The sequence below is a fragment of the Aquisalinus flavus genome, assembly GCF_014640095.1.
Lineage (GTDB): Bacteria > Pseudomonadota > Alphaproteobacteria > Caulobacterales > Parvularculaceae > Aquisalinus > Aquisalinus flavus.
Map to the genome: position 1 here is coordinate 2,742,658 of NZ_BMGH01000001.1, position 18,744 is coordinate 2,761,401.

An 18,744-nucleotide genomic window follows, 5' to 3' on the forward strand; every position below is an offset into this window, starting at 1 on the left:
CATGAGCCGTCCGTGCATTGGCATAACAAAGCCGGAGATGGGCGATAACGCGGCCTATCGCGCAATCAGGCTGGCGGTAATGCTGGCCGGCGGCGAGACGGTGAACATGAATGCCGGCACAAGCTGGCGCGAGATGCCGCTTGATGGCCTCATCGTCGGCGGCGGCAGCGACATCTTTCCCGAGCACTACGATGCAGAGGCAATCGAGACCGCGACCTATGACCACGGCCGCGACGAGATGGAAATGTACTGGGCCCGCCGCGCGCGGGAGGAGAACGTGCCCGTTCTCGGTATCTGTCGCGGCGCGCAACTGCTGAATGTTGCCCATGGCGGCAGCCTGCACCACGATCTGGCGGGGACTTATGAGAACGCGGAGTATCCCACGGGCTTCTGGGCACATACTTTCTTCCGCAAGACGATCAATGTCGAGCAAGGGTCACTGCTTGCGGGCATACTCGGTACACGGCGGACACAGGTAAACTCTCTGCATCGCAAGGCGATAGACCGGGTTGGCGATGGCCTGCGCGTGACGGCGCGGGAGGAGAACGGCATCGTCCAGGCAATCGAGGACCCGACCCGGCGCTTCTATCTCGGTGTCCAGTTCCACCCGGAATTCCTGATCTACCGGTCGCGGTTCATGAACCTTTTCCGCCGTCTCGTTGAGGCCGCCCGCGCCGACAGGCCTGCCGGGGACGATTGACACGGTGTTGCCGTTACCCTTCCCTGTGCGGGTTGAAAGGACGGGCAATGGATAGGGCTACACAGACCGTGCCGGTGACGAAGGCCGTGCAACAGCGCCGCTCGATCAGGGCCTATACGGACCAACCGGTGCCGCGCGAGGTGATCGAGGAAATCCTGACGCTCGCCGCCCGCGCACCCTCCGGCGGCAATCTCCAGCCATGGTATGTCCATGTCGTTACGGGCGAGGCTCTCGGCCGGTTGAAGGCCCGCATGAAGGACGCCATCGCCGCTAATCCGGCGGGGGAGGGCAGCGAGTTCGATATCTACCCAAAGAGCCTTGGCGAGCCATGGCGCGGACGGCGGCAGAAAGTCGGCGAGGACCTCTATGCCCGTCTCGGTATCGAGCGGAGCAACAGGCTGGGCCGGATGCTGCAGTTTTCCCGCAATTACGAGTTCTTCGGCGCGCCGGCCGGGCTGTTCTTTTCAATCGACCGGCAAATGGGCCTGCCGCAATTCGCGCATCTGGGCATGTTCATGCAGACCATCGCCCTGCTGGCGGTGGAACGCGGCCTGTCGACCTGCATGCAGGAGGCCTGGGCCGCCTTCCCGAAAACTGTTGGCGATTTCCTTGATCTCGGCGACGATCGGCGCCTTTATTGCGGCATGGCGCTGGGCCATGCCGACCCCGATGCTCCTGAAAACAGCCTGCGGACAGAGCGCGTCGCGCCGGCCGGGTTTGCGGCCTTTCTCAAGGACTGACGAAGTCGCGACCATCCGAAGCGCAAAAAAGTGTGCCATCAGCGCCAAACCCCTCTTGCTGCACCGCAACAGTGACGGCATAAGAGGAAAAAATACCAAGGATAAGAGTCATGGACCTGAGTAAGATTCCCGCCGGCAAGAACCCGCCGGAAGACATCAATGTCGTCATCGAAGTGCCGCTCGGCGGCGAGCCGATCAAATACGAGATCGACAAGGCCTCCGGCGCGATGTTCGTCGACCGCTACCTCTATACCTCCATGCGCTATCCCTGCAATTACGGCTTCGTGCCGCATACGCTGGCCGATGACGGCGACGCCGTCGACATCATGGTTCTGGGGCAGCGCCCGCTGGTGCCCGGCGCTGTCGTGCGCGCGCGTCCGATCGGCGTCCTGATCATGGAAGACGAGGCTGGCCAGGATGAGAAAATCCTTGCCGCACCGCATCACAAGCTGACCCGCTATTACGACAACATCAACACCTATGAGGATGTCCAGTCGATCCTGCTCGAGCGCATCCAGCATTTCTTCGAGCACTACAAGGATCTGGAAACCGACAAGTGGGTGAAGGTCAAGGAATGGCAGTCGCGCGAGGTGGCGATGCGCCTGATCGCCGAGGGCGTCGAAAACGAAATCCGCGCCAGGAAGGGCTGACACGGGTTAACGCCTTGAGCTGCCTTCAATAATCGTTTGATTTTGGCCCCGGCCTTTGTCACTCTCCGCTGTTAAAGAGCCGCTAAAGGCTCTCTAACATATAGCTGGCTGTATAAAGCTGGGGAGGATCGTTATGTCACTTGAACTGTGGCTCGTCATTTTTGCCGGGCTTGTCGCCGTCCTGTACGGCCTGTTTACCGCAAGGGGGCTGATGTCGGCCTCCGCCGGGTCCGAAAAGATGCAGGAGATTGCATCTGCGATCCAGGAAGGCGCCCAGGCCTTTCTCAACAAGCAGTATACCACGATTGCCATCGTTGGCGCTGGCGTTACCGTTCTTCTTCTCTTGCTGTTCAGCTTCGACCCGATCCCTGCGATCGGGTTTATTGTTGGTGCCGTCCTTTCGGGCGCCGCCGGTTATATCGGTATGCTGATCTCCGTGCGGGCGAACGTCCGTACCACGCAGGCTGCCAGCGAGAGCCTCGCCAAGGGCCTCAACATCGCGTTCAAGGCCGGTGCCGTCACAGGCATGCTGGTCGCCGGTCTCGCGCTGCTGAGCATCGCCGGCTACTATGCGATCCTGACCGCCGGTTTTGGCCTCGAGCCCGAAGGGCGCCGCGTTATCAACGGCCTCATCGCCCTGTCGCTCGGCGCCTCGCTGATCTCCGTCTTTGCCCGTCTCGGCGGCGGCATCTTTACCAAGGGTGCGGATGTCGGCGGCGATCTCGTCGGCAAGGTCGAGGCCGGTATCCCGGAAGACGACCCGCGCAACGCCGCGACCATCGCGGACAATGTCGGTGACAATGTCGGCGATTGCGCCGGCATGGCTGCTGACCTGTTCGAGACCTATGTCGTCACCGTGGCGGCGACCATGGTGCTCGGCTCGATCATCTTTGCCTCTGACATTGCGGGCATGTTCATGCTCTACCCGATGGCCATTGGCGGGGTGTGCATTATCACCTCGATCATCGGCACCTATGCGGTCCGCCTGTCGAAGGGCTCGACCAATATCATGGGCGCGCTCTACAAGGGCCTGATCGCCACCGGCCTCCTGTCGGTGATCGGATTGGCGATCGTCACCGCCTGGATCACCGGGTTCGGCCAGGAATACATTGTCGGTGACCGGTCTTTCACCGGCTGGTCGCTGTTCTTCTGCGGCATCACCGGCCTGATCATCACCGGGCTGATCGTCGTGATCACCGAATACTACACCGGCACGAACTACCGCCCGGTCCGGTCGGTGGCCAAGGCCTCCGAAAGCGGTCACGGCACAAACGTCATCCAGGGCCTCGCCGTGTCCATGGAAGCGACCGCGGCCCCGGCGCTGGTGATCGTCATCGGCATCATCGTGACCTTCAACCTCGCCGGTCTCTACGGTATCGCCACGGCGGTCACGACGATGCTGGCGCTGGCCGGCATGATCGTCGCGCTCGATGCCTTCGGTCCGGTCACGGACAATGCCGGGGGCATTGCCGAGATGGCCGATCTCGACCCGGAAGTGCGCAACACGACGGACGCGCTCGATGCCGTCGGCAACACGACCAAGGCGGTGACCAAGGGCTATGCCATCGGCTCTGCCGGACTTGGCGCGCTCGTGCTGTTCTCTGCCTATACGGAGGATCTGAAACACTTCATCAGCGAGCCGGAAACCTATCCGTTCTTTGCCAACATCACCTTCGATTTCTCGCTGTCCAACCCTTACGTGGTTGTCGGCCTGTTTATCGGCGGGTTGCTGCCCTATCTGTTCGGCTCGATGGCGATGATGGCCGTTGGCCGGGCTGCCGGAGCGGTGGTCGAGGAAGTGCGCCGCCAGTTCCGCGAAAAGCCGGGCATCATGACCTATGAGGAAAAGCCCGACTATGCCCGCGCGGTCGAGATGCTGACCGGTGCCGCGATCAAGGAGATGGTGATCCCGTCGCTGCTGCCGATCCTGTCGCCGATCGTGCTCTACATCGTGATCGGCATCGTCGCCGGGCCGTCCCAGGCCCTGTCGGCTGTCGGCGCGATGCTGATGGGCGTCATCGTCACCGGCCTGTTCCTGGCCCTGTCGATGACCGCCGGTGGCGGTGCGTGGGACAACGCCAAGAAATATATCGAGGACGGCCATCATGGCGGCAAGGGCTCCGAAGCCCACAAGGCTGCGGTGACCGGCGACACGGTCGGCGATCCGTACAAGGATACGGCCGGCCCGGCGGTCAACCCGATGATCAAGATCACCAACATCATCGCGCTGTTGCTGCTCGCCTTCCTCGCCGGTCTCGGCGGGTAGGAAACACAGCCCTTGGCCTTTGCGGCCTTGATCGTTACATGATGGGAAGCCCTGGCGGTGCCGGGGCTTTTCGCTTGTTGGGAGGCTCTTTTGGTCAAGGCCATCATATTCGATTGCGACGGCGTGCTGGTCGATTCCGAGATCGTCGGGCTCGATGATGTCGTGGTCTATCTGGCAGAGCATGGCTTCGAGTGGGATGCGAAGCACCTCATCTCGACCTTCACCGGCATGCGCGACGACGTCTTCTCCGCCGCCCTGCGCGCCGAATATGAGCGTATTCTCGGCCGCCCGGCGAGCGACGCCGAAGCCCATGCCCTGTTCGAGGGGCTGGTCGACAAGCGCCGTGCCAAGCGCGACACGCTGCAGCCGGTGCCGGGCGCTGAGAAATCCGTCAGGGCGGTCAAGGCGCTCGACGGTATCCGCACCGCCGTCGCGTCGTCCTCGCGCATGGTCTATCTCGACCGCAAGCTGAAGCATTGCGGGCTGTGGGACTATTTCGCGCCTGATGTGTACTCCGCCGAGGCTGTCGCCCACGGCAAGCCGGCGCCCGATATCTTTCTGTACACGGCAGAGCGGATCGGCATCGATCCCGCCGACTGCCTCGTGATCGAGGATGCCCATCACGGCGTTGCTGCGGCGAAGGCGGCAGGCATGGCGGTCTGGGGTTTCACCGGTGGCGGCCACTGCTTCGAGGGTCATGGCGAAACCCTGTCCGAGGCCGGCGCCGCCCGCGTTGTCGAGCACCATGATGTGCTTGCTGCAATGCTGGGCCAGATCGACCGCCAGTGACGAGTTGACGACAGCTTCGTCTCCCGCCACTGTCGCGCCATGCTGTTTACATCCGATAACTGGGCCGGGGTTCACCCGGCGATCATGAACGCGATTGCCGAGGCCAATGACGGCTCCGTGCCCGCCTATGGCAATGACGCGCTGTCCAGGCGCGTGACTTCGAGGTTCGAGGAGATCTTCGAGCACGAGTGCCATGTCTTTTTCGCCTCGACCGGCGGCGCAGCGAACGGGCTCGCCCTGTCGCAACTGGTCCCGCCTTATGGCGGTACGTTCTGCCACGAGGTCTCCCATGTGCAGATGGACGAGTGCGGCACGCCGGAATTCTATTCCGGCGGCGCCAAGCTGCTGACCCTGCCCGGCAGGGATGCCAAGCTGACGGCGGCGGCGGTAGAGGAGGGGATGCGCTTCTACACCCCGCCCATGACCCACCACGTCCTCCCAAAGGCGGTTTCGCTGACGCAGGTGACGGAAGCCGGCACGGTCTATACGCCCGACGAGATCGGTGCGATCGGCGAGGTGGCGAAGCGCCATAACCTGAAAGTCCACATGGACGGCGCGCGGTTCTCCAACGCCATCGCGACGCTCGGTTGCGCGCCGGCCGATGTCACCTGGCGGGCCGGGGTCGACGTGTTGTGCTTCGGCGCGACCAAGAACGGGGCCCTGTGCGCCGAGGCGGTGGTCTTCTTCGACAAGGCGCATACGGAAGAGTTTGCCTGGCGGCACAAGCGCGCCGGGCACGTCTGGTCCAAGGCCCGGTTCATGGCGGCCCAGTGGGAGGCGTTTCTGAGCAACGACCTCTGGCTCGACCTTGCCGGCAATGCCAATGCCATGGCGGCGCGGCTGGGCGACCGGCTCGGCGCGCTGCCGGGCATCACCATCGCCCACCCGGTGCAGGCGAATGAAGTCTTCCTCACCTTTCCGGATGGCGTGGCGCAGCAACTGCTGGATCAAGGCGCGCAATTCTATGACTGGGTCTATCCCGGCGATGAATGGAACGGACAGCTGAAACGGCTGGTGACGAATTATGTCACGAGCGAGCAGGAAGTGGACAAGTTCATCGATCTGGTCGGGCGGACGATCGGCAACAGCTGACGCGGGTCAGTCTTCCGCACCTGTACAAGCTTTAACAATCCGGTCCTTGTGTCTGCCCGGCCAACTACTATATCAATCGTACTTGAGGGCAGAGGAGAGGTTTCCATGAAGAACATTGTTTCTATCGGTGTGGCTTGCGTCATGACGGCAGCCGGCCTTGCGATGCCTGCAACCGCTCAGGAAAGCGGCTGGCAGACGTATGACTTTTCCATCGGCGCCGATGGCAAGTGGCTGGATGCCGACGACCCCAAGGGCAAATACGCGGTCGACGGTGTCTATGCCAACGCCTCCGAAGGCGGCAGCGCCATGTTCTACTGCGTCGCCGATGAGCTCGCCGTCTTTGTCTCGACCGAGCCGTTCGATTTCGCCAGCGACATGCGCCAATCCACCCGCAACGTGACGATACCGGTGCGCCTTTCTGCCAATGACGAAGAGGTCAATCGCAGCGACTGGCGCTATTTCCCGTCGGTCAAGCTGGCCCAGCCTGGCGCCTACACAGCGATTGCCAAGCTCTACAATGCCGTGGTCAGGCAGGACACCATGTCGATCTCGTCCAGCCGTTTCGGCGAGGTGGAAATCTCGCTACCGCCGGTCGATCCGACCTTCGCCGCCTTCAGCCGCGAGTGCGGCATGTAAGCAGCCGGGCTGCAGCAGTCTTTCCTTCCGTCCCGGGCCTCACCTGTATCGGGGAGAGACGGGGCCGCCTGATGCGGTCATGATCCTTCCCTCGCGAAGGAGATACAAGACATGCGCCGCGTTACTGCTCTCATCCTGCCCGCCCTGGTGCTTGCCGCCTGCAGCGGTGACAACAAGGCTATTGCCGCCAGCGGCCCCTGCGGCCCCTTGCAACCGGTCTTCGACAGCCGCACGAACGCTGTGCCGTTCGAGACAGTCCGCAAAGCCAAATTCAAGCTTGGCGAGGTGGAACTCGACGACAAGGTTACCACGGGCATCACGCTGGGGGATAATCTGTGTACCACCTCGGTGATGGAGGGGTTCTTCGGTCAGGACGCGAACATCTATATCTTCAACTGTCCCGTGTTTCAGGCCGGCACGCTCGACAGGGAGGCCAATGAGGCCAGGGCGATGGAGGCCTTCTCCCGCGTCGAGGCCATGGTGACGAGCTGTCTCGGGCCGGATTTCATTGCCGAGACGAGCGAGGAAAGCACCGACTTAGAGGTCTTCAGGAAGACGATTTGGGACTTCGTCGATCCGCCGGAAATCGCGGCCGGGTCGTTCCGGGCCGATCCCGCCTATCTGGAATTGTCCTACTCTCCCTTCATGCGTGGCCGCAGCGGGCCTTCCGGCTGGCTCGTCGAGCTGCAACTCCAGGAGCAGCGCGCGACGGAATGATTCCCGCCTGACGCCCCTAAAATCCGTAGACGGCCTTTGCCACCTCGTAGGTATTGGCATAGGCCGTGACAGTAGGGTCGATGGGGTCGGCGTAGCCGCCGCCAATCCCCATCGAACAGGGAATGCCGCGCTTGCGGCAGCCCTCCAGCACCATCCGGTCGCGCGCCATCAGCCCCTCGAAGCTCAGATCCATCCTTCCGAGCCGGTCATGGACCAGCGGATCGACCCCGGCCTGGTAGAGCACGAGGTCCGGGGCGAAGTTCCAGACCTCGGGCAGCCTTTCGGCAACGCGGGTCAGATAGGCATCGTCGCCGGGATTGTCCTCGAACGGAATATCGAGCGTTCCCGGCACCTTGCGGAAGGGGAAATTCTTCGCCCCGAACGCATCGAGAATGAAGATGCGGGCATCCCCGCCAAGGATCGCGGCATTGCCGTCGCCCTGGTGTACGTCGAGGTCGACAATGGCGATGCGGTCGACCCAGTGCTCCGCCAGCGCCTTTTTCGCGACGACAGCGAAATCATTATAGATACAAAAGCCCGCGCCGAAGCCGGCATGGGCGTGGTGGGTGCCGCCGGCAAGCTGGCCGGACAGGCCGACCTGCAGCGCCGTGCGCGCCGCCTCGATCGCACCGCCGACCGTGCGCCGCCCGCGCCGGGGGATCTGTTCCGACCACGGAAAACCGATGCGCCGCATCACCCTCGGATCGATCGAGCCATCGGACAGGGCGCTGACATAGGCCGGGTCATGGGCGAGCACGATATCGGCCTCATCGGCCTCCGGGGACATGTGCAGCTGGTCCTCGTCGACCAGCCCGCGGGCCAGCAGCTCGCGCCGCAACAGCTCGTATTTATGCCCGGGAAAACGGTGTTTCTCGGGCAGGGGAATGTTGAAATCGGCGGAATAATAAAAGTGCGGGCGCATGAGGGCCGAGATAGCCGCGCGCGCGCGCCCGTCAAGGCCCGCCGTCAAGACGCGTCTATTCCTGTATGACCAGCAGCTCGATATTGCGATATTCGACCGGGTGGCTTTCCGACTGGATCGCGAAATGGCCACGGGTCAGCGCACGGGTCCGGGCCCAGGGATGGGCCTCGTCGAGGCTGGCGTCGGAATATTCCAGCACCATTTCGCCATTCGTGTAATGACGATAGGTCTGTATCCCGTCGCCATCGGGCGGGGTCACTTCCAGCTCGAATGTCACCCATTCGCCCGCCGGCGGGGCGGGGTATTGCGACAGGGTGCAATGATCCTCCGGGCGCACGCCATCGATCAGCGCGCTGGTACCGGGGGTGCACAAATTGCCCGTGGTCGGGGCATGGGCACCCTCACCCAGAAACTGCGCCTCGAGCGAGATCGGGAAGTCCTGGTCCTCCGGGATCGTTCCGGGCGGCTGGGTGTGGAACAGGACACCGGCATTGAGGCGGCCCCAGTCCGGTCCGCCCCGCATCTGCTGGCCGACGAAGCGATAGTCGAGCCGCAGGCGATAGGCCGTATACGGTGTCTGGTAGTATAGATGGCCGAAGCGCCCGCCGAAATCCTCGCCATACTGGTCATAGGAGACGACGATCTTGCCGTCCCTCACGCGCCAGGTGTCGCCGAAATTCTCCCCCAGCGGATGATAGCGGATCATTGGCGTCCAGCCGTCAAGGGTTTCGCCATCGAACAGCGAGACCCAGCCTTCTTCCGTCGGGGCGGTGGTGCCGTCGGATGTGTCACTGGCAGTGTCGGCGCAGGCGATGAGGCCGAGCGCGATCAGCGCGGGGGCGAATTTCAGCATGATTTTGTCCCTCTGGTGTTTTGCGGGGACGCTAGCATGGGTCGGCGGGAAAGGGGAGGGGAAAGGGGCCGGCGTTCACGAGCCGGGCTGCAGGTGCGTGGTATCGCCTTCTGGCGCGGCTTCGCCACCGTAGCGGCTGATGCTCTCGTGTAGCCGCTGGTCGCGCTGCGCTTGGCCGGGCTGACAAGAGCGGCAGCACTAAACGCACCGGCAAGCAACGCTCGCGGTGTTGGAAGTATGAGGGGGCCCGTGTGCAGCGGCCATTGCCTCATTTGTAGTAATAGTATTGGCATAGCTCTCGCTACACACGGCGGCGATCGATGCGGGGCCAAAGTGCATAGCTCTCCCGCCCGGGGGCTACCCCGGGACGCCGTTCCGCCGGACGGTGCAAAGCTGTACACACCCTCAACTGCCGGCAGAAACCTGATACGCCGATACTCCGTGCAGGTCACACTTCGCGGTCGGCGCCTCCACCGGGTCCTCACCCGGCCTGGGGAGAGTTATACTTGCCTTTCGGGCGGCGGGGATAAGTTTGTTCGGGGTTCGCAAGCATGATTGTTCATGGTATGTTCGCGGGAATCGATGCGAGCGACGTGATGATGGATAGCACGGAATTGACGACTGTTTTTGAGGACGACGAAACCGGCGACCGGTTTGTCATCTATAGCACGGCGAGTGGTCCAGCGCTGGAAATCCGGTTTGAGGGAGAGACCTTGTGGATGACGCAGGCCCAGATGGCCGAGCTATTTGGCGTCTCGGTCGTTACGATCAATGAACACCTTAGAAATGTACACGCTGAAGGTGAATTGGAGCCGGAGGCAACTATTCGGAAATTCCGAATAGTTCGACGGGAGGGTGATCGCGAAGTCTCGCGTGATGTAATGCACTACAATCTCGATGCCATCATCAGCGTCGGATACCGGGTCAGTTCCAGGCAGGGAACGCTTTTCCGCAAATGGGCGACAGCAAGGCTCGTCGAATTTGCGACCAAGGCGTTCGTCATCGACAAGGCGAGACTGAAGGGCCCGGATTATTCCGACCGGATCAAGGAGCTTCGTGACATCGTCCGCGAGATTCGCGCGGACGAGGCAAATGTCTATCGCGAGCTGAAATCCATCTGTGCCATGTGTCAGGACTATGATGGTGCGTCACGGCAATGGGTGACTTTCTATCAGCAGATGCAGGCGAAACTGGTCTACGCCGTGACGTCGCACACGCCTTCAGAGGTGGTTGCGGGACGGGCCGATGCGAAAGCGCCGAATATGGGCCTGCAAAGCTGGCCGAATGAAAACATCCGGAAATCGGATGTGGCCGTTTCCAAAAATTACCTGTCTGACCAGGAAGTCCGTGAACTGAACAGGTTGACGACTATACTGCTCGATATATTCGAGGATCAGCTGGATATCGGTCGTCTGGTCATGATGAAGGATGCAGAAGCCCTGCTCGAGCAGCAGCTGAAAAATCTGAATCGCGCGGTGCTTCGGGACGGAGGGATCGTTGCGAGCGATACGGCGAAAAGACACGCTGAAGCCGAGTACCGGAAATTTTCCGAAGAACGAAAACGCCTTCGCCATGAAGAGGCCGACAAAGCCATATCGAAACTGGCGGCAGAGGCTAAGGACTTGCCTCCCTCAAGGGGCAAGAAAAGAAAATGATTACCCGCCCCGTTTCGCCGGCAGGTTCAGGCTCGCCGGCACCACGGCCCCAGTCCGCACCGGGGCTGGGACAAGTTCACAAAAACTCATCGATAGCGGAATCAAAGGTATCGTCTTCATCTTCCTCATATAAGCCTATATGATCTTCAAGAGCCTCATCAACGTCATCAATATCGTCAACGTTTTGGAATACAATGGGAATGGCGTTGGAATCGTAGAAAGAAACGTCGTCATCAATGAGCGTTCCGATAACGCTATAATCATTACGATTCTTCCCGCGTAGTCGAAATCCGAAACTTCTCTCAGCTTCATAGGAAACGAGCCAATCGTTACCGAGCATCGGACTGTCTCCTAGTCGATCAATGATTGATTGTTTGGGAAAGCGTCCGTTGATCAAGTTATCAGCGAAAAGATCAATAATTATGAGGATTGAAAAAGGTCCGCACCTTTGAATTATCTTTTCACACGAGGCGGCATTTAGGCCGGCGCCAATCTCGCTTAGCAACCAACAAGACCATACGACTTCAGAATCGTTTCCTCGGGGCGCATTGTAGTCAATGATGCTTTGACAAACTTTTGCCCATCTTGCTTCGTCAATGCTGAACCGCCTATATCTCCAAGCAACTATTCTGGCTACATAATCAAGGCAATGGGGAAAGTTAACGGCAACCCGCATCAAAAAAGGTTCTAAAACGGTCCAGTAGCCACTCCATATTTTAAAGTCGTCCATTTTTCGAAGCGCATACTTTACAATGCCTTCGTCATTCTCAATATTTGCTAGCCTTATTATCTCGTCAGTATAGGAATTTTAATCAGACTTAAGAATAGTTGAGGGCAACTCAAAGTCATCAATTTGAAAGCCTTTTAGCTCCCGCCTAACGGTGACCGGCCAGAAGGCTTCTAAATCTTGGCGAGCTTCAAATATTCTTGTTTTACTCTCATTAATATCAAGTTCGAACTTTCTAATCGAATCTCTGTATGCACTTAGATAATTTTCTGCCTCTTCGAGGGTGTCTGCGCCAATATAGATATCGTCGACAAGGCGTGCGCCGGGTACGTCAGGACCCACTTGGTCTATGAAGTCGGCGTCAATCGCTCCGGCAATCAACTCAGAAATTATTCTGGATACATCAGGCCCAATGGGAATCCCAACGGTCTGTTGGTCCTGCGCCTGGCGAATTAGATAATCAAGTTCATTTGTGTATATCGTCGAAGATTTCGCGGAGCGCTCAAGCTTTGCTGCGCGCTTTCCGTGCACGGCCCACGGAATAGAGTGAGTATATATGGATGGGAAGAATCTAGAAATATCAGTTTTCACTATATATCGAGAGGTCGATAACTTCGCCCTGCGTGCGGCAACAAATTCTGCAAATGTGCTTATCTTAATAGCTCGGTTATAATCGCCATCAAACTCGGGTTTAGAGTGAGATATCGGAGACGAAGATAATGCGTTATTGAGCTGTCGCCGATGCTTTGTAATGAAGTTGGCGGTGTCGATAAAGAAAAGAGGATTTGGAGTAGAGAAAACCCGCCTTTGATTGCCGCGTTTCGTTTCGTTGTATCGTGCCAAGGCTGTAGGCTTGTTTCTTTCAATTTGGTTTTGCTCAAATAAGCCTGCGTCAATCGCGACGCTATAAAATTTTGAAACTTTGAACACTGGTGGGAGATTTTCAGGAAAGACTCCCTTTTCCATAAGGGCCCTTTTGAAGTCCGTAGGTTTCCCGTTAGTTATTCCCATCAGATCAATTTATCCATCAAACTACCCGCCGCGTTTCCCCAACAGCTTCAGCCGCAGCGCGTTCAGCTTGATGAAGCCTGCTGCGTCTTTCTGGTCGTAGGCGCCGGCGTCTTCCTCGAAGGTGACGTGGGCTTCCGAGTACAGACTTTTCGGGCTTGAGCGGCCGATGACATTTGCCGAGCCCTTGTAGAGCTGGACGGTGACACTGCCCTCGACATGGGTCTGGCTCGCGTCGATCGCGGCCTGGAGCATGTCGCGCTCGGGCGAGAACCAGAAGCCGTTATAGATGAGCTCTGCATATTTCGGCATCAGCTCGTCTTTCAGATGGGCCGCGCCGCGGTCGAGCGTGATCTGCTCGATGCCGCGATGGGCGGCGAGCAGGATCGTGCCGCCGGGCGTCTCGTAAATGCCGCGCGACTTCATGCCGACGAAGCGGTTCTCGACGAGGTCCAGGCGGCCGACGCCGTGCTTTCGTCCGTACTCGTTCAGCGCCGCCAAAAGCGTGGCGGGGCTCATTTCCTCGCCATTGATGGAGATTGCATCGCCCTTTTTGAAGCCGATCTCGATCACTTCCGGCGCATCGGGCGCATCGACCGGGTCGACCGTGCGCGAATAGACATAGTCGGGCGCGGGCTCGGCCGGGTTTTCCAGCACCTTGCCCTCGGATGAGGTGTGCAGCAGGTTGGCATCGACCGAGAACGGGCTCTCGCCGCGCTTGTCTTTCGGCACCGGCACCTGGTGGGCCTCTGCATATTCGATCAGTTTGGTGCGGCTGGTCAGGTCCCATTCGCGCCACGGGGCGATGACCTTGATGTCCGGGTTGAGGGCATAGGCGGCGAGCTCGAAGCGGACCTGGTCATTGCCCTTGCCGGTCGCGCCATGGGCGATGGCATCGGCACCGGTTTCGGCGGCGATCTCGACAAGGCGCTTGGAGATGAGCGGGCGCGCGATGGAGGTGCCGAGCAGGTACAATCCTTCGTACACGGCATTGGCGCGGAACATGGGGAAGACGAAATCGCGCACGAATTCCTCGCGCAGATCCTCGATATAGATGTCCTTGATGCCGAGCAGTTCGGCTTTTGCCCGCGCCGGTTCAAGCTCCTCGCCCTGGCCGAGATCGGCGGTGAAGGTGACGACCTCGCACTCATATTCCGTCTGCAGCCATTTCAGGATGACGGAGGTGTCGAGCCCGCCGGAATAGGCGAGGACGACCTTGTTGATATTGGCGCGTTTGGACATCTTCTTGTCTCCTTCGAAGTCGCGCGCCGTTATAGAGATTTTGCGCGGCTTTGCGAGGGGAAAGTGAGGGAAACTATTGGCCCGCTACTCCACGGGGCAGCTACGATCACGCCAGTCGAGAATTTCCGGACCAGCGGTGAAGCCACGGGCGACCACGTCCGGTGCCATGGAAATGCGCACGAAAGGCTCTGTGGCATCCGCCTTGCGGAAGTCGAACCGGATATCCTGCCCGCTGTTTTCGGCGGCCGTGCGAAGGGCGGCGGCTTCGTGCTGTGTTGTGTAATAATTAACGCCCAGCAAGCTGCGGCCGTTATGCACGATACCGATTTCGGAAATGTCAGCTGCCAGCGTGAAGAGCGGGTGATCGCCTTGCGCGACGGTCAGGAGGACATCCTCCCAGAAATACTCGCTGTCTTTCGTCCTCCCCGGCAGGTTCACATAGCCCGGCTGGACCTGAAGCCGCAATTCATCATCCCATGCAGCGATAATGAAGCGGAACTTGCCCTGGACCGGCCAGTCATCACTTATCTGCACATTCATCTGTTCCTGTGAAAGCGTCAGAAAGACAGGCTGTTCGGATATCTCCACGTCCCAGCCCGGTACCGGCTCAAGCCTTTCGGCGCATCGAGCAAGCTGAGGGTCTACCGGGAACGGCGGCCAGCTTTCGTCATCGCTCTCGCCGGATTGCAAGATGCTGCTGGCGGTCAGAGCAGCAACGGCCAACAGGATAGAAGCGGGTTGCATATCCTTGCTCTATTCCGGCGCGCAGGCGAATTCGCCGGTATGGGCGGCCCAGGCGGAAAAGCCGTCGGCCAGCGTCGGCGCGGCGATCTCGATGCGCAGGAGGGCGCCCTTGCCGTCCGGGCGCAGGAAGTCGGCATAGAAGGGCGTGTCCGGCGCTTCGAGCGCGGCCAGTTCGGCGGCGGTCTTGAGGCGGCCGAACTCCGAGGCTTCAGTGGCGTAGATGCCCTGCTCATTGGCGGACAGGCGAAACAGCTCGTCCTGCCCGTGAAAGACCGCGACGGGGATCGACTGCCAGACGGCGGCCGGGCTTTCCTCGCCGGCCGGGTTGGTGATGGCGCCGGCCTTTATGGTGAAGAGCGGCTCTGTCACGCTGCCGATGATGGACAGGCGCCAGTCGCCGAGTGTGGTGATCCCCTCGACCGCCGTCAGGGTGAAGGCGGCATCGGTGGCGACGACTTCCACGCCGCCGGTGAAGACGTCGGCGGTCCAGCCGCTGTCGATGGTGATGGCGGTGCGGCAGGGGTCATCGCCTTGGGCGAAGGGGCTCTGGGCGCCAGCCGGTGTCGTGATGGCCAAGGCGGCAAGGAGGGCAAGAAGGGTGCGGGGCATGAATATCCAGTATCTTGACGGTGTCAGTTTTTGGGCCTGCTCTTGTGCGTGTGGGGGCGCCGGTCAGACGCGGCAGCCGGCGTCGCGCAGTTCGGTCGCGGCCCTGTCCCATTCTTCCATGCCGGCGCCGAGGAGGAAAGCCTTGATCGAGCCGCGCACGATCTCCTCGCCATTGTAGAAGAGCGACAGGTCGACGCCGCGCTGCGGGACGCGTGTATAGCGGTTGACGTCTACCAGGTGGATGCTGCCCTCGCCGACGGCGTAGAAGGGCCGCGGCGGGCCGGGGACGAAGACCTCGTTACCGGCGACGGCAATGACGAGGTCGATCTCGTCCCATTCACCGATCATCGGGATGCCGTTATAGAGGACGTCAGGCGGGGCGATGCGTATCTCGCGCCGGCCGCCCTCGCTGACCAGGGTGACCTCGAACTCGCCGGTCGTGTCGTAATTCTCGTCCGTCGCGATGACGTTGAAGCCGGGCTGGTCCTCCGCCGTCAGGGTCAGGCGCCCGCCCCTGGCCTCGATCTGCCAGCCATAGGCACCCTTCTCGTAGAGAGTGCAGCGGTCATACGCGGCCGTGCCCTGCAGCGCGATGGCGGCAGCGCCGGAAACGATCATGGCGGCAATCGGGTCGATCATCCTGACTTTCCCCCGTTAACCCTTTCCATGTTAACCATTTTTTCCGAATCAGCCAGCCCTTCCGCGTGGACGGCGCCGCCTTTTTATGTTAGGGAAATATTAACCTTTTATCAGGGTTTCGTTAACCTTTTCTGCCATCGCCGCAATATTGGCAAATATTCGAGTGGGACACACAAGGACAGTATGGCTGAAGATCGCGTTATATCGAGTGATAACGATCGCGCCGCAGGTCAGGCCGGTATGGCTGGGGCTGGGGCTGGGGCTGGGGCTGGACCGGCCGGCCCGGCACGCGCAGCCAGGCGCGGCAATGGCGGGATCGTGCGTCATGACAAGTACCGCTATTGGTGGCTGACCGGCTGCTGGCCGCTGCTGCTGATCGGTGCGACCGTGTGGGCCTACTTCGCGACCGGCGGCAATCCGCTGACGTCGCTGATCCCGATCATCTTCCTGTTCGTCGGCACGCCGCTGATCGATGCGCTGATCGGCGAGGACAATGACAGCGTCGCCGACGATGTCGCCGAGGCGCTGGAGGATGACCCGTGGTATCGCTGGATCGTCTATGCGCTGATCCCGCAGCACTACGTCACCTTCATCGTCGCGATCTGGATGGTCGGCGCGCTCGACATGCCGCTCTGGGCCGACCTAGTGCTGGTCGCCGGCGTCGCCACGGTCAACGGCCTCGCCATCGTTCTGGGGCACGAGCTCGGCCACAAGCCGAAGGATTCCCTCGACTGGATCATGGCCAAGATCTCGGTCGGCTCCAACGGGTATGGCCATTTCTATATCGAGCATAATCGCGGCCATCATGTGAAAGTGTCGACGCCGGAGGATTGCTCCTCGGCGCGGATGGGCGAGACGGTGTTCGAGTTCGCCCTGCGCGACATACCGGGCGCGCTCATCGGCGGTGTGACCAAGGAGGCCGAACGCCTGAAACGGCAGGGCCACGGGTTCTGGACGTGGCGCAACGATATCCTGCAATGCTGGGCGATCTCGGTGGTGCTGGCGGCCATACTCGTCGCCTGGCTCGGCTGGGCGGTGCTGCCCTTCATCGCCATGCACCATGTGCTGTCCTGGTATTCCCTGACCCAGTCCAACTATGTCGCCCATTACGGCCTGCTGCGGCAGAAGCGGCCGAACGGCAAGTATGAGCCGTGCCAGCCGCGCCATTCGTGGAATGCCAACCACATTTTCTCGAACCTGATGCTGATCGACCTGCAGCGCCATTCCGACCATCACGCCAACCCGATGCGGTCCTACCCGGCGCTGCGCAATTTCGACGACATACCGCGCCTGCCCTGGGGTTATCTCGGCGCCATGGCGCTGTCGAATATCCCGCCGCTATGGTTCAAGGTCATGAACCCGAAACTGGTCGAGTGGGCCGAGGGCGATGTGACAAAGGCAAACCTGCATCCGCCCCGGCGCGCCCATCTGATCGCGAAATATGGCCGCAAGGGTCGCAAGGGCAATGAAGCGGCGGCGGAACCCTCCGACGCTGAGCCCGTCCTGGGTCCGGCAGAGTAGCGCTCCCGCCAGCGCGAATGTTTCCGACGCGAGACGGCCTTTTTGTCGCAAGTCTTTACGTCGCCGACAGTCCAGTTTCCTCCAGCGGGCCGATTGACAGGATTATATATGGATCATATACGAACCATATAAGCTATGTCAGGAGTGGCCGATGGGTATCGTGAAGATCGATGATGAGCTGCATGAGCAGGTGCGCCGGGCGAGCACGGTGATGTGCCGGTCGATCAACGCGCAGACGGAGTTCTGGATCAAGATCGGCATGCTGGCCGAGGCCAACCCGGCGCTGTCCTTCACCGACATCATCAAGATACAGCTGGACGCGGCGGATGCCGGCATGGCCGGCCGGACGGAGGCGGCCTGACATGGTCAAGACGCCGGAGGAGATCGCGCTGATGCGTATCTCGGGCAAGCTGCTGGCCTCGGTGTTCGAGATGCTCGACGGGATCAGCCTCGCCGGCCTGTCGACCATGCAGGTCAACGACCTGGTCGAGCGCTTCATCACGAATGATCTGGCATCACGCCCGGCGAGCAAGGGGCAGTACGGCTTCAAATACGTATTGAACTGCTCGATCAACGAGGTCGTCTGCCATGGCGTACCGGATGCCAGGCGGATCATTCAGGATGGGGACATCATCAATCTCGATATCACGCTGGAAAAGAACGGCTATATCGCCGATTCCAGCAAGACCTATGTGGTCGGCGCGGCAAGCGCCGCGGCGCGACGGCTTGTCCGGATCGCGCAGGGCGCCATGTGGCAGGGCATCCGGCAGGTGCGTCCCGGCGCGCGGCTTGGCGATATCGGCCACGCCATCGCCCGCCATGCACGGCGCAATGGCTGTTCGGTGGTGCGCGAATATTGCGGCCACGGCATCGGGCAGAAAATGCACGAACCGCCCAATGTGCTGAACTATGGCAAGCCGGGCACCGGGCTGATGCTGCGCGAGGGCATGGTCTTCACCATCGAGCCGATGGTGAATGAAGGCAGCCGCAAGGTGGTGACCGAGGCGGATGGCTGGACGGTGGTGACGCTGGACGAGAAACTCTCGGCGCAGTTCGAGCATACCGTCGCCGTTACCGACACCGGCGTCGACGTGCTGACCTTGCGCCGCGACGAAGCGGACATGATGGCCGCCCGAGATCCGGCGCGCTGAGCAGGCCGCTTTCTCGCCAGCGCGACCTGTGGCAACATCCTTTCCATGAACCGGCACGAGACCGGGCCCGGAAAATCGGGGAG

The 18,744-nt window shown here is 60.7% G+C and carries 20 protein-coding genes; 12 read left to right on the top strand and 8 right to left on the bottom strand.

Annotated elements, in window-relative coordinates; all coding sequences use genetic code 11:
- The first annotated feature begins 1 nt into the window (after position 1).
- From IEV88_RS12535 to IEV88_RS12570, 8 genes are all read left to right on the top strand, one after another.
- Positions 2 to 700 (top strand): gamma-glutamyl-gamma-aminobutyrate hydrolase family protein, encoded by a 699-nt coding sequence (locus tag IEV88_RS12535; protein ID WP_188158119.1) that lies wholly within the window; start codon positions 2 to 4, stop codon positions 698 to 700.
- 47 nt (positions 701 to 747) lie between these two features.
- Positions 748 to 1,440, top strand: a complete 693-nt coding sequence (locus IEV88_RS12540; protein WP_194420130.1) for a nitroreductase — start codon at positions 748 to 750, stop codon at positions 1,438 to 1,440.
- A 110-nt stretch (positions 1,441 to 1,550) separates the two neighbouring features.
- Entirely contained in the window at positions 1,551 to 2,090 is a 540-nt protein-coding gene (gene ppa / locus IEV88_RS12545) for an inorganic diphosphatase (protein WP_188158118.1), read from the top strand.
- Between the two features lie 133 nt (positions 2,091 to 2,223).
- Positions 2,224 to 4,356 (top strand): sodium-translocating pyrophosphatase, encoded by a 2,133-nt coding sequence (locus IEV88_RS12550; protein ID WP_188158117.1) that lies wholly within the window; start codon positions 2,224 to 2,226, stop codon positions 4,354 to 4,356.
- Positions 4,357 to 4,446: 90 nt separating this feature from the next.
- Complete coding sequence (locus tag IEV88_RS12555) at positions 4,447 to 5,145, top strand: HAD family hydrolase (protein ID WP_188158116.1); 699 nt, start codon at positions 4,447 to 4,449, stop codon at positions 5,143 to 5,145.
- 39 nt (positions 5,146 to 5,184) lie between these two features.
- On the top strand, positions 5,185 to 6,237 hold the full coding sequence (locus tag IEV88_RS12560) for a threonine aldolase family protein (RefSeq protein WP_188158115.1): 1,053 nt from the start codon (positions 5,185 to 5,187) through the stop codon (positions 6,235 to 6,237).
- 105 nt (positions 6,238 to 6,342) lie between these two features.
- Entirely contained in the window at positions 6,343 to 6,873 is a 531-nt protein-coding gene (locus IEV88_RS12565) for a hypothetical protein (protein ID WP_188158114.1), read from the top strand.
- A gap of 111 nt (positions 6,874 to 6,984) precedes the next feature.
- Positions 6,985 to 7,590 (top strand): hypothetical protein, encoded by a 606-nt coding sequence (locus IEV88_RS12570; protein WP_188158113.1) that lies wholly within the window; start codon positions 6,985 to 6,987, stop codon positions 7,588 to 7,590.
- Between the two features lie 16 nt (positions 7,591 to 7,606).
- Here IEV88_RS12570 and IEV88_RS12575 read toward each other — a convergent pair whose 3' ends face one another.
- A complete protein-coding gene (locus IEV88_RS12575; protein ID WP_188158112.1) occupies positions 7,607 to 8,512 on the bottom strand; it encodes a histone deacetylase family protein in 906 nt (301 codons plus the stop codon).
- A 55-nt stretch (positions 8,513 to 8,567) separates the two neighbouring features.
- Positions 8,568 to 9,365 (bottom strand): 3-keto-disaccharide hydrolase, encoded by a 798-nt coding sequence (locus IEV88_RS12580; protein WP_188158111.1) that lies wholly within the window; start codon positions 9,363 to 9,365, stop codon positions 8,568 to 8,570.
- A gap of 551 nt (positions 9,366 to 9,916) precedes the next feature.
- Between IEV88_RS12580 and rhuM the strand changes: the two genes are divergently transcribed.
- Positions 9,917 to 11,020, top strand: coding sequence for a RhuM family protein (rhuM, locus tag IEV88_RS12585; protein WP_206711172.1), 1,104 nt, complete (start codon positions 9,917 to 9,919; stop codon positions 11,018 to 11,020).
- A gap of 76 nt (positions 11,021 to 11,096) precedes the next feature.
- On the opposite strand, the gene IEV88_RS12590 is transcribed toward rhuM, so the two are convergent.
- The 6 genes from IEV88_RS12590 to IEV88_RS12615 all read right to left on the bottom strand — a co-directional run bounded on the left by IEV88_RS12590 (position 11,097) and on the right by IEV88_RS12615 (position 15,989).
- On the bottom strand, positions 11,097 to 11,750 hold the full coding sequence (locus IEV88_RS12590) for a hypothetical protein (protein ID WP_188158110.1): 654 nt from the start codon (positions 11,748 to 11,750) through the stop codon (positions 11,097 to 11,099).
- A gap of 78 nt (positions 11,751 to 11,828) precedes the next feature.
- A complete protein-coding gene (locus IEV88_RS12595; protein WP_188158109.1) occupies positions 11,829 to 12,713 on the bottom strand; it encodes an RNA-directed DNA polymerase in 885 nt (294 codons plus the stop codon).
- Between the two features lie 66 nt (positions 12,714 to 12,779).
- Positions 12,780 to 13,997 carry an argininosuccinate synthase gene (locus IEV88_RS12600; RefSeq protein WP_188158108.1) on the bottom strand — a complete coding sequence of 406 codons (1,218 nt, stop codon included), beginning with the start codon at positions 13,995 to 13,997 and terminating at the stop codon, positions 12,780 to 12,782.
- 84 nt (positions 13,998 to 14,081) lie between these two features.
- On the bottom strand, positions 14,082 to 14,741 hold the full coding sequence (locus IEV88_RS12605; RefSeq protein ID WP_188158107.1) for a hypothetical protein: 660 nt from the start codon (positions 14,739 to 14,741) through the stop codon (positions 14,082 to 14,084).
- Positions 14,742 to 14,750: 9 nt separating this feature from the next.
- Positions 14,751 to 15,350: a hypothetical protein gene (locus IEV88_RS12610; RefSeq protein WP_188158106.1), complete on the bottom strand. Its 600-nt coding sequence runs from the start codon at positions 15,348 to 15,350 to the stop codon at positions 14,751 to 14,753.
- 63 nt (positions 15,351 to 15,413) lie between these two features.
- Positions 15,414 to 15,989 (bottom strand): hypothetical protein, encoded by a 576-nt coding sequence (locus IEV88_RS12615; RefSeq protein WP_188158105.1) that lies wholly within the window; start codon positions 15,987 to 15,989, stop codon positions 15,414 to 15,416.
- Between the two features lie 318 nt (positions 15,990 to 16,307).
- Here IEV88_RS12615 and IEV88_RS12620 point away from each other — a divergent pair, with 318 nt between their 5' ends.
- The 3 genes from IEV88_RS12620 to map all read left to right on the top strand — a co-directional run bounded on the left by IEV88_RS12620 (position 16,308) and on the right by map (position 18,661).
- The gene (locus tag IEV88_RS12620) at positions 16,308 to 17,510 is read left to right on the top strand and encodes an alkane 1-monooxygenase (RefSeq protein ID WP_188158104.1); all 1,203 of its coding nucleotides are present in this window, start codon (positions 16,308 to 16,310) and stop codon (positions 17,508 to 17,510) included.
- 151 nt (positions 17,511 to 17,661) lie between these two features.
- Complete coding sequence (locus IEV88_RS12625; RefSeq protein WP_188158103.1) at positions 17,662 to 17,871, top strand: ParD-like family protein; 210 nt, start codon at positions 17,662 to 17,664, stop codon at positions 17,869 to 17,871.
- 1 nt (position 17,872) lies between these two features.
- On the top strand, positions 17,873 to 18,661 hold the full coding sequence (map, locus tag IEV88_RS12630; RefSeq protein WP_188158102.1) for a type I methionyl aminopeptidase: 789 nt from the start codon (positions 17,873 to 17,875) through the stop codon (positions 18,659 to 18,661).
- The last annotated feature ends 83 nt before the right edge of the window (positions 18,662 to 18,744 follow it).

Coding starts and splice junctions, on each gene's coding strand:
- IEV88_RS12535 (WP_188158119.1), top strand. CDS start 2: ATGAGCCGTCCGTGCATTGGCATAACAAAGCCGGAGATGGGCGATAAC.
- IEV88_RS12540 (WP_194420130.1), top strand. CDS start 748: ATGGATAGGGCTACACAGACCGTGCCGGTGACGAAGGCCGTGCAACAG.
- ppa (WP_188158118.1), top strand. CDS start 1,551: ATGGACCTGAGTAAGATTCCCGCCGGCAAGAACCCGCCGGAAGACATC.
- IEV88_RS12550 (WP_188158117.1), top strand. CDS start 2,224: ATGTCACTTGAACTGTGGCTCGTCATTTTTGCCGGGCTTGTCGCCGTC.
- IEV88_RS12560 (WP_188158115.1), top strand. CDS start 5,185: ATGCTGTTTACATCCGATAACTGGGCCGGGGTTCACCCGGCGATCATG.
- IEV88_RS12565 (WP_188158114.1), top strand. CDS start 6,343: ATGAAGAACATTGTTTCTATCGGTGTGGCTTGCGTCATGACGGCAGCC.
- IEV88_RS12570 (WP_188158113.1), top strand. CDS start 6,985: ATGCGCCGCGTTACTGCTCTCATCCTGCCCGCCCTGGTGCTTGCCGCC.
- IEV88_RS12575 (WP_188158112.1), bottom strand. CDS start 8,512: ATGCGCCCGCACTTTTATTATTCCGCCGATTTCAACATTCCCCTGCCC.
- IEV88_RS12580 (WP_188158111.1), bottom strand. CDS start 9,365: ATGCTGAAATTCGCCCCCGCGCTGATCGCGCTCGGCCTCATCGCCTGC.
- rhuM (WP_206711172.1), top strand. CDS start 9,917: ATGATTGTTCATGGTATGTTCGCGGGAATCGATGCGAGCGACGTGATG.
- IEV88_RS12590 (WP_188158110.1), bottom strand. CDS start 11,750: ATGGACGACTTTAAAATATGGAGTGGCTACTGGACCGTTTTAGAACCT.
- IEV88_RS12595 (WP_188158109.1), bottom strand. CDS start 12,713: ATGGAAAAGGGAGTCTTTCCTGAAAATCTCCCACCAGTGTTCAAAGTT.
- IEV88_RS12600 (WP_188158108.1), bottom strand. CDS start 13,997: ATGTCCAAACGCGCCAATATCAACAAGGTCGTCCTCGCCTATTCCGGC.
- IEV88_RS12605 (WP_188158107.1), bottom strand. CDS start 14,741: ATGCAACCCGCTTCTATCCTGTTGGCCGTTGCTGCTCTGACCGCCAGC.
- IEV88_RS12610 (WP_188158106.1), bottom strand. CDS start 15,350: ATGCCCCGCACCCTTCTTGCCCTCCTTGCCGCCTTGGCCATCACGACA.
- IEV88_RS12615 (WP_188158105.1), bottom strand. CDS start 15,989: ATGATCGACCCGATTGCCGCCATGATCGTTTCCGGCGCTGCCGCCATC.
- IEV88_RS12625 (WP_188158103.1), top strand. CDS start 17,662: ATGGGTATCGTGAAGATCGATGATGAGCTGCATGAGCAGGTGCGCCGG.
- map (WP_188158102.1), top strand. CDS start 17,873: ATGGTCAAGACGCCGGAGGAGATCGCGCTGATGCGTATCTCGGGCAAG.